General features: G+C 67.9%; 8 protein-coding genes. 3 read left to right on the top strand and 5 right to left on the bottom strand.

Annotation, left to right across the window (positions count from 1 at the left end; all coding sequences use genetic code 11):
* Position 1: 1 nt before the first annotated feature.
* Positions 2-364 (bottom strand): hypothetical protein, encoded by a 363-nt coding sequence (locus RUU78_RS12205; protein WP_313916956.1) that lies wholly within the window; start codon positions 362-364, stop codon positions 2-4.
* Positions 365-811: 447 nt separating this feature from the next.
* Between RUU78_RS12205 and RUU78_RS12200 the strand changes: the two genes are divergently transcribed.
* Positions 812-1,177 carry a DUF6164 family protein gene (locus RUU78_RS12200; protein WP_313916954.1) on the top strand — a complete coding sequence of 122 codons (366 nt, stop codon included), beginning with the start codon at positions 812-814 and terminating at the stop codon, positions 1,175-1,177.
* 292 nt (positions 1,178-1,469) lie between these two features.
* Here RUU78_RS12200 and RUU78_RS12195 read toward each other — a convergent pair whose 3' ends face one another.
* Positions 1,470-1,847: an HU family DNA-binding protein gene (locus RUU78_RS12195; protein ID WP_313916952.1), complete on the bottom strand. Its 378-nt coding sequence runs from the start codon at positions 1,845-1,847 to the stop codon at positions 1,470-1,472.
* 425 nt (positions 1,848-2,272) lie between these two features.
* Entirely contained in the window at positions 2,273-3,679 is a 1,407-nt protein-coding gene (locus tag RUU78_RS12190) for an amidohydrolase family protein (protein ID WP_313916951.1), read from the bottom strand.
* A gap of 48 nt (positions 3,680-3,727) precedes the next feature.
* Between RUU78_RS12190 and RUU78_RS12185 the strand changes: the two genes are divergently transcribed.
* On the top strand, positions 3,728-5,521 hold the full coding sequence (locus tag RUU78_RS12185) for a hypothetical protein (protein WP_313916949.1): 1,794 nt from the start codon (positions 3,728-3,730) through the stop codon (positions 5,519-5,521).
* A 4-nt stretch (positions 5,522-5,525) separates the two neighbouring features.
* Here RUU78_RS12185 and RUU78_RS12180 read toward each other — a convergent pair whose 3' ends face one another.
* Entirely contained in the window at positions 5,526-7,067 is a 1,542-nt protein-coding gene (locus RUU78_RS12180) for a polyamine aminopropyltransferase (protein ID WP_313916947.1), read from the bottom strand.
* A 124-nt stretch (positions 7,068-7,191) separates the two neighbouring features.
* On the opposite strand from RUU78_RS12180, the gene RUU78_RS12175 reads away from it, so the two are divergent.
* Complete coding sequence (locus tag RUU78_RS12175) at positions 7,192-8,208, top strand: lysozyme inhibitor LprI family protein (RefSeq protein ID WP_313916945.1); 1,017 nt, start codon at positions 7,192-7,194, stop codon at positions 8,206-8,208.
* Positions 8,209-8,304: 96 nt separating this feature from the next.
* Here RUU78_RS12175 and RUU78_RS12170 read toward each other — a convergent pair whose 3' ends face one another.
* Positions 8,305-9,744: an FAD/NAD(P)-binding protein gene (locus RUU78_RS12170; RefSeq protein WP_313916943.1), complete on the bottom strand. Its 1,440-nt coding sequence runs from the start codon at positions 9,742-9,744 to the stop codon at positions 8,305-8,307.
* Positions 9,745-9,988: the final 244 nt, after the last annotated feature.

Below are 9,988 nucleotides of genomic sequence, written 5' to 3'. Positions count from 1 at the left end.
ATCAACGCGGACGCGCCGGCAGCGCACGCAGGCCGCCTTCGAGAACGCTCGTCGGTTGCGGCGGTTGTGCGTGGCGCGCATCGAGTGCGGCGAAATCGAGAGTGTCTCCGCGTTTTGCCGAAATCGTCAGCGGTGCGGCGCGCCCCGGCAGATCGCGCGCGAACACGACGCCTCCGCCATCGACGCGTTCGACGCGCCAGTTGCCCGACGGCACGGTTTGGCCGCGCTGCAGGCGCTTTAGCTGTCCGTCGGAAGCGGCGAGCACGATCGCCTGCGCGTCGGGCGCCAGCGCAGCCACGGTATACGGCGCGGCAGCGAGGCGACCGGCCGCGAGCAGTGCGACAGCGAATAGTTGAGTTGCCATGTTCACCGGTTGCCGATCCGTCACCGTGATGCGATTGCGGGCAAACCTCCCGTCGCGGCACGACGTCCGCGATTGCAGCGGACGACCGCGACCGCTTCAGACGCACGCGTGCCGCGTACGCCGTCGACTGAGACGGCGAAAAAGTCGTTCGTGTGCGATGCTGGCAACCCATGCGTTGCGCTGAAAACGCGGCGCGGGGCCAACCGGCCGTGAATTCCCCGCGAGAATCATAGCCGTCGCCGGGTGGCGGATATATCGGAATTTTCCGAGAAATCTGCGCAAAAAATGCACAGTCGCGGATGCCCGTTCATCCGCTACATGAGATTTCTGGCTTAACTTGCTAACTCGCTTTCGATTGTTTCGCCGTTGCACAGGCCCGCCGCGGCGTCTGCGCGGTGCCCCGTCGTGGGGCGGCGCAAAGGTGGGCGGGTCGGCTATGCTGCGCCGATGCCGACCTTGCTGCTGAATCTGCGCCACGTTCCCGACGACGAAGCCGACGACATCCGTCGACTGCTCGAAAGCCAGGCGATCCCGGTGTTCGAAACGCCGCCGAGCCGCTTCGGCATTTCCGCCGGCGCGATCTGGCTGGCCGACGAGGCGCGCGCGGCGCAGGCGCGCCGGTTGCTCGACGACTACCAGGAGCATCGTCGCAGCGACGCGAGGGCCGCCTTCGACGCGGCACGCGCCGAGGGCCAGCCATCGACTTTCCTGCAGGTGCTGCGTCAGCAGCCCGTGCGCGTCGTATCGGCATTGATCGTGATGGCCGCACTGGTCGCGCTGTGCCTGCTGCCGTATTTCCTGTTGCGGGACTAGCGTCTTCCGCCGCAATTGAATCGGTGCAGCGCGTACTTGACTCGCCCGCCTTTCTCACACCCCTTCTACTGCGTCCGCCGATGCGCTCGCCCTGACGAGCGCTGCTCCCTCGTGTCGGCTCGACGTAGTGTCGACCACGCCTTCGCCGTCACGCAGTCCGCGGCCGGCGTCTCGACGGCCTCGCTACGAACGGGTGTGAGAAAGGCGGGCTAGCCGGAAACGACAACCGGGCGACGAGCGCCCGGTTGCGTGGTTCATCCGGCTGCAGCGGTCTGGCCGCTGCGGACGAACATCAGAGTGCTGCGTCCTTCAGCTTCTTGAGCGCGCGCGCCTTGATGCGCACGGTCGCCGGCTTGGCCGGGAACCAGCGTTCTTCGCCGCTGAACGGGTCTTTGCCGAAGCGCTTCTTCTTCGCGGCAACGGCGGTCGCCGTCACTTTCAGCAGGCCCGGCAGGGTGAACGAGCCGGCGCCCTTCTTGTGGATGGAACCGAGCATGGTGGATTCCAGCGCGGCGAGGACGGACTTGACCGACTTGGGCTCCACACCGGTCTGCTCGGCGAGGTAACGGGCGAGTTCGGACTTGGTGAAGGTGTCCTTGATCGGCTTCGGCGCGGCCGCTGCGGGCTTGGCGGCGCTCTTGGTCTTGCTGGTTGCTGCTTTCTTGGCCATGGGCTTTGGTTCTCGGTGACAGAGTGTTTCGCCCGCACGGTGTCGGCGGGCGGCCAGTGTCGGCGGCGACACTTTACTGCATCAGGACCGCAAGATTTAAGCGGTTTGCGCGCATTTTTTTCGATAGCGCCCCTGCGTAAGCCGCGATTCATGCGCGTGTTGCAGCGCAACCGCGTCAGGAGCGCGATTTCCGGTATCTTCGGGAGCTGTGCGCCGGATACCCCGCGCCTTGCGCTTGTCCAGCGGCGAGCGCTTCCCTGCGTCGTGCATTCCTTCCTTGTGACGTGCACGAAGGCTTCACGCGATACACACAACTGTCCGCACTGCTGCGTGCCAATCCACAGGGTCTGTAAAAGTTATAGGTGTATAAAAGGTCGTGCCTGCTGGCGAGCGCGGCAGCGGCGCGGTGCGTGCGGCGCCGATGCTCAGGGCAGCGGCGATTTCTCGATACGGCCGCCCTTGAGCACCCAGTCCACCTGTTTGAGCACGCGCACGTCCAGCAGCGGATCGCCGCTGACCGCGATCAGGTCGGCGTGCTTGCCGATCTCCAGGCTGCCGAGTTCCTTCTCCAGGCCGAGCAGTTCGGCCGCGTCCAGCGTCGCGGCGCGCAGCGCCTGTGTCGGGGTCAGTCCGTACTCGACGAGCAGTTCGAATTCATCCGCATTTCGGCCATGCAGGCTGACGCCCGCATCGGTGCCGAAGGCGATACGCAGTCCTCCTTCGACGGCCTGGCGCAGGGCCTTGCCGGTGATGCCGATGCGCCATTCGATCTTGGCGCGCACGTCGCCCTGGTAGGCGCCCGGATTGGCCGCAAGGCGCTCCCGGTAGCCGTTGACGGTAGACAGCGTCGGCACGTACCAGGCGCGCTTCTGGCGCCACAGCGCCAGCGTGTCCGCATCGAGCAGGGTGCCGTGCTCGATCGAATCCGCACCGGCGCGCAGCGCCAGTGCGATGCCGTCGGCGCCGTGCGCATGCACGGCGACCTTGCGTCCGTAGAGATGGGCGGTTTCGACGATGGCGTGGGCCTCGTCATCGAACATCTGCTGGCCGAGGCCCGTACCGATACGGCTGTTCACGCCGCCGGTGGTCGCCATCTTGATGACATCGGCACCGCGTGCGATCTGCTGGCGTACCGCGCGGCGGCAGTCGTCGGCACCGTCGCAGGTCGTGTGTCCGGCGGCGAGCGCGTCATGCAGTTCGTCGCGGAAGCCCAGCGTCGGGTCCATGTGCCCGGCGCTCGTGGAGATTGCCGAACCCGCATCGAGGATGCGCGGGCCGGGCAGCTTGCCGGCCGCGATCGCGTCGCGCAGCGCGAGTGTGACGCCGCCGCGATCACCCAGATTGCGCACCGTGGTGAAGCCGGCGGCCAGGGTCTTGCGCGCGTTGACCGCGGCCTCGTAGGCGAAGAATGCCGTGCCGCGCGTGACGGATTCGAGCTGTGCTTCGATGCCCGCTTTGTCGGACGTCAGATGCACATGGCTGTCGATGAGGCCCGGCAGTACGAAGCGATCGCGCAGATCGAGGATGCGCGTAGCCGCCGGTGCGTCGGCGAACGCAGATGCGTCGACGTGGCCGTCGCGCACGGCCTGGATGCGTCCGGCATGGATCAGCACGGTACTGGCCTTGCGCGGCGGCTGTCCCGGCCGGTCGAGCAACTGGCCGGCCTGGACGACGAGCCAGTCGTCGGATGCCGACGCTGCGGCGGACGCGACAGCGCAGAGCGAACACAGGGCGAACAATGCACGCAACAGATGGATTCGCATCGCGGTCGACGACAGGGGAGAGTCGCGAGCATAGCCGAGTCGTAGTGTGCCGACGCGCCGGGTTGACATACGATGAGTTTCGTAGACACTGCAGTTCCCGTTCGTGTGGAGCCGGACATGCGTGCCATTGTGCTGCTGATACTGTTGACGATGCTGTTGCTGCCGCTGCGCCTGAGCGCCCACGATGGCGATGGTGGCGGCGGCGGTAGTGTGGTGCAAGGACCGTACTGGGTCGGGCCCGCGCATAGCGGGTCGTGGTTCGAGCCGGATCGCAGTGGCGAAGGATTCATCCTCGAAATTCTGCCCGACGGCAATGCGGTCGCGGCGTGGTTCACATTTCCGGCGGCTGGCGAAAGCGGCGAGCAGATCTGGCTCGTCGCCGCCGGCGCCCGGGTGCAAGGCGACACGCTGGTGTTCGAGCAGGTCTACCGGCCGCGCGGCGGCCGTTTCGGTGCCGCGTTCGATCCGGCACAGATCGACAACGTGAACTGGGGACGCTTCGAGTTCCAGTTCCACGACTGCCAGTCGGCGACCTTGCGCTACGCCGGCAGCGGCGACTACGGCAGCGGCACGCGTGCATTGCGTCGCATCACGAGCATCGATCAGCTCGACTGCAACGGCGGCCGCACGCTGGCTGCGGGCGGTGGTCGTGCACTGGAAGGCCTGCGCAGCCGCAGCGGCAACTGGTTCGTGCCGGGTCGCTCCGGCGAAGGCTGGTTCATCGAGGACCTGCCCGGCGGACGCATGCTGGTCTACTGGTTCACGTTTGATCCGGCCGGCAACCAGCTCTGGCTCACCGGAGTCGGCGAACGCAGCGCTGACAACCGACTCGTCGTCGAGGCCTACGTTACGCGCGGCACGCGCTTTGGTACCGCGTTCGATCCGGCTGCGGTACGGCAGCAGCGCTGGGGGCGCCTGGAGTTCGATTTCACGAGTTGCACGGGCGCGGCGTTCCGCTACGCCGCCGACGATGCAGCCTATGGCAGCGGCAGCTACGCGGCGGGCCGCGTCACGATGCTGGCGAGTGCGCCGTGCATCGACGGCACGCCGCAGGCGCGCCGCAGCGGCGAGTGGGTCGAGGCCGCACGCATGCCTGGCCCGGCGCAGTCCGAGCATGCGGCGGCGGCCTACGACGGCAAGATCTATGCGCTCGGCGGGTACGGCGACAACCGTGGCTTCAAGCGCTACGACGTGGCCAGCGACCAGTGGGTGACGTTGTCGCCTCTGCCCGCGGGACGGCATCACCTCGCGGCGTTCGCCGATCGCGGCTCGATCTATTTCGTCGGCGGCGAACCGGTCGGCGGCGGCGACCAGAGCACAGCGGGCTTCCGCTACGACATCGCGGCCGAACGCTGGGAGCCGGTGCCGGAACTGTCGCCGACCTTCGGCAGCCACGCGGCCACGCTCAACGGCCGCGTCTACATTGGCCGCGGCGATGGCACGCTCGAGGAGTTCGATCCGCGCCAGCGCGCGGTGCGCCGGATCGGGGCGGCCGACCCGACCGAACGCGACCACTCGCAGGTCGTCGCGTTCCAGGGCGAGATATGGATGCTCGGCGGACGCTATCCGGACACGCGCACCACGGCGATCTACGATCCGGTCAGTGAGCACTGGCGCGCCGGTCCGTCGTTCCTGCACGCGCGCGGCGGATTCGCCGCCGCCGTCGTGGACGATCAGATCATCATCACCGGCGGCGAGCAGTCGCACGTTTTTCCGGCGCTGCTGGTGGGCGTCACCGAGGTGTATGCCGCGGGTAGCCAAGGCTGGCTCAGCGGTCCGCGGCTGCCGCAGCCTGTGCATGGCGTGCCGGGCGTCAGCCTCGACGGGCGTATCTACGCGGTCAGCGGGTCTGACAGGGCAGGTCTTACGACGGGTGCGACCGGGCGCGTGTTCTGGTGGCGGCCCGAGTAGCGCGTCAGCGCACCGTGTTGCGCCAGTCGCGCTCGTAGTAGCGCACGAGCGCCTGCGAATCCAGATGGTTCGCGTCGACCACGGGACGCGGCATGTCTGGCGGGAAGCGGAACATCTCGGCCGTGGTCGCGGCATCGAGGTAGCGCGTCGCGACGTCGTAGCGCAGCGGCGGCGCGAATGCGCCGGCGCTGCGCGCAGCAAGCAGGAAGCCCCATTCGCCGAACGAGGGCACGTAGACGTGGTAGGGCCAGGTCGCGAAGCCGGCTTCGCGCAGGCTGGCCTCGACACACCAGTACGCGTGCGGCGCGTAGTAGGGCGAGGTCGCCTGGATCGCGACGAGGCCCGTGTCGCTCAGGCGGCGCGCGAGCAGCCGGTAGAACGGCACCGAGTAGAGCTTGCCCAGCGCGAAATTGGTCGGATCGGGAAGATCGATCAGGATCACGTCGAAGCGCTGCGTGGTGTGTTCCAGCCACTGTCCCGCATCGGCGTTGATCACCTGCACGCGCACATCGGCCAGGGCGCCACGGTTGAGTTCGACCAGTTCGGGCTGGTGCGCGAACAGCGTGGTCACTGCGGCGTCGAGATCGACCACGGTGACGCGTTCGACCGTCGCATGCTTGAGCGCTTCGCGCACGGCCAGCCCGTCGCCGCCGCCGAGGACCAGCACCGAGCGTACGGCGGCGGCGGATTGCAGCGCCGGATGCACCAGCGCCTCGTGGTAGCGGTATTCGTCGCGAGAGGAAAACTGCAGCTCGCCGTTGAGATACAGGCGGAGGTCGTCGCGCCAGCGCGTCAGCACGATGCGCTGATACGGCGTGCTTTGCGCGTGCACGATGTCGTCGCCGTAGAGGCGCCGCTCCGACCAGCCGGTCAGCGCGCCCGAACCGGCCATCCCGGCGGCGAGTACGCCGATCACGAGCAGCGCGCGCCACAGCAGTCGGCGCCGTGCGGGCAGTTCGGCGCGGAACGCGTGCAGCGTGTACAGCGCCACCACGGCATTGAGCAGGCCGAACAGCAGCGCCGTGCGCGCCATGCCCAGCCATGGCGCGAGCAGCAGCGGAAACAGCAGCGAGACGATCAGCGCGCCCAGATAGTCGAACGTGAGCACGCGGCTGAGCATGTCGCCAAGCGCCAGGCGCGTATCGGCCTTGCGCGCATCGAGCAGGCGCATGACCAGCGGAATCTCGCTGCCGACCAGTACGCCGACGCAGAACACCAGCGCATAGAGCAGCGTACGGAACGGCAGTCCCTGCGCGCCGAACAGCACGAACAGCAGCGTTGCCGACAGGCCGCCGACCAGCGCGATCAGCAGCTCGACCTCGATGAACACGCGCAGCAGGTCGGCGTCCCTGACGAACCGCGACAGGTGCGAGCCCACGCCCATGGCGAACAGGTAGCAGCCGATCACGGTGGAAAACTGCAGCACCGAATCGCCGAGTAGATAGCTCGCCAGCGCCGCGGACACGAGTTCGTACGCCAGACCGCTGGACGCGACGACGAATACCGAGAACACCAGCACATGGTCGGGGCGGAACGGCTTACGCATGCATGGGTGTCCTGTCGTGCCGTGGGATGCGCGTCGAGCGCCAGCCTTTCCGCGTCGCCGCTGCTGCGCCTGCGGGTCGCGGCGGCAGCTTACACTGGGCCTTTCCAGTAAGAGGAGTAGCGGCATGGTGCGCGGTGTGCATACGCTCGGCGTGGCGGTGATGGGCCTTGTGCTTGCGACAGCGGCGTTGGCACAGGGTGGCGCGGAAAATCCCGCCTGCGCTCCGCTGGCCAGTATCGCGATTCCCACGGCCGATATGCCCGATGCGGCGGCGCGTGCGCGGCTCGCCGGTTGCGTATCCGAGGACTTCTACTACGCCGACGGCGGCAAGCCCGACTACGCGCAGGCGCGGCTCTGCGCCTATGTCGAGCGCGACGCCGGCGACGAGGTCATGTTCGGCGGCTCCGCCGTGCTGATGATGATCTACGCCAACGGCGACGGCGTGGCGCGCAACATCGGTCTGGCGAAGAAGTTCGCCTGCGCCGTCGAAGGTGCGCCGGCGGAACTCGACGGCCGCCTGGAACATCTCGACGCGATGGCTAGTTCATCCGGCAAAAGCGAACGCTTCGACCTCTGCGACGACATCACCAGCGGCTACATGATGGGCTTCTGCGCCAGCCGTGGCGCCGATGCGGCCAAGGTCGACCGCGACCGGCGCGTGACCGCGCTGACGGCGGCGTGGAGCGCGGCCGATCGAGCGGCGTTCGGGAAAGTCCGCGCCGCCGCGGACGCGTACTTCGATGCCAGCGTCGACGGCGAGGTCGACATGAGCGGTACCGCCCGCGGCGCGATGGCGGTCGGTGCGCGCGAAGCACTGGAAGACGGGCTCGTCGCCGCACTGGACGCGTTCGAGAAAGGCCAGCTGCCACAGGACGGCGCAGCGGAATTCGCCGCCGCCGACAAACAGCTCAACACCAACTACGCTGCGGCGATGAATTACTACAAGGCACAGGCTGCGGAGGGCACGGGCGGTAGCGTGAATCCGCAGGGTATCCGCGACGCTGAGCGCGCGTGGATCCGCTACCGCGATGCCTGGGTCGCATTCGGTGCGCAGAAATACCCTGCCGTCGCCGCCGACGCGTGGCGCACGTATTTCACGCGCGAGCGGGCGCAGGCATTGAAGGATTTGGCCGGCGAATAGCGAAGGACGCCTGCCTGCCTGCGATGTGTCACCGCAGGCCGGTTGCGATGCTGTTGCGTCGTGACATGGACGATCCCGGCGCGGCAGCCCGCTACGCTACCCGTGAATCTCCGCCACCGCGGCGCCGCGCCGCTCGCTGACGCGCTCACGTGCGGCATCGCTCGCCAGTTCGCGGAACAGCTGCACCGCGATCCTGCGCGCCTGCTGGCGGATCTCCGGTATTGCGGTCGACTCCCAGTCGCGGCCACGGCACAGCGCACCCAGGGTCCAGATGCGCTGTCCCGCGTCGAGGCGGCCGGTGTCGTCGACCTGCAGGCCAAGTCCCTGCGTGTCGGCGCGCGCGAGTCCTGCGCGCAGTAGCGAACGCACGAGCGCATGCGGCGTGGCACGCGCGTCGGTATCCATGCCTACCGCCTGTAGCACCAGGTCGTAGCTCGCGACCTGCGCGACCTCGTGCTGCGGTCCCTGGGTCCAGGTCACGACCGGCCGGTTCTGCCGGCCTGCGCGGAACGACTGCACGCGGCCGGCGCGGGTTTCCAGGCGCCGGTCGGCCTGCAGTTCGAGCACGCGCCGCGCGATCTGCGGCGGCATGCGGTGACGGCCGATTTCCCAGATGCCGCGCAAATGGCGCAGGAAGCGGCGCCGGTCGTCGTCCGGCAGCGCACGCCAGAGTTGCGGTGTGGCGTGACGCAGGCTGTCGATGACGCTGCGCCAGTCGTCGGCCTCGTCGCAGCAGGCACGCACGAGGCGCGTCCAGCGGCGCAGGTCCGGCCGTTCGCGCAAGTCGTCGACGAGTTCGGCCAGGCCGTCGGCCGGCAGCTGCGCGTCGCGTGAATGCGCCGCGGGCAGGCGGCCACGGCGCGACAGCATGGTGACGTGCAGCTGCGGCCAGCGCTCCGTCACGCTCAGCGCGAGGTCGACCGCGGTCAGGCCGCATCCGACGATCAGTACTTTGCGCAGTTTTTCAAAAGGCAGCGTATTCGCCGACAGCCACTGCCATGGATCGAGCACATAGCGGCCTGCGGCGATCAGGGCCTCGCTGACGTTGGGCAGCGCGCGGCTGGGCAGGGCGCCGGTAGCCACCACGACAATGTCGGCGTGGTTCGGAAAGCCGCTGGTGTCGGTGAGCACGTAGCCGCCGTCGGGCGACGGGGCAACGCTTTCGATCTCGGTACGCAGACGCGAGGCGCGAATGCCGCGGAAGCTGGCGCCTTCGAATGCGCGTGATACGCGCGCTTCGAGATAGTCGCCGTAGAGGCGGCGCGGCAGGAAATCCGCGCCGCGCGCATTGGGCAGGTGCTGGCGCGCGAAGTCCAGGAACTCGGTCGGCTCGGGCGAATTCACTCCCATGGCCGTTGCGCGTACGTTGAGCAGATGTTCGTCGACGGGCGTGGCATAGGCTACACCGCGGCTGCCGCCGCGCCGGCCCGAATACCAGTGCAGCTCGGCCGGCATGCCGACGCCGTGTTCGAGCAGTTCGGTGATGACGAACGCGGCGGCGGCGCCGCCGCCGATGATGGCGACCTTCGTACCCATGGCTGTTCCTTGAAAGCGATGTCAGCGAAACCGGCTGGGCGGCGGCAATCCGTTGCGCGCCGTATGGCGGTGCCATCACGCCATTGCCGCAGTTAAACGATTGCTAAATGAAACCGGTGTTCGCGCAGGCAGGTCATTGCTTCTGGCTGTGTCGATATGCGGGTTCGCCAGAGACGCAGGGATGCTTGCGACCGGCAAATGCCATCCATTCAATGCAGTGCGGCGAAGTGTTCGGGGAGTGGTT

Source organism: Tahibacter sp. (assembly GCF_032229445.1).
Lineage (GTDB): Bacteria > Pseudomonadota > Gammaproteobacteria > Xanthomonadales > Rhodanobacteraceae > Tahibacter.
The sequence above is the reverse complement of the archived record's forward strand: the minus strand, read 5'-3'. Positions and strand labels throughout refer to the sequence as shown.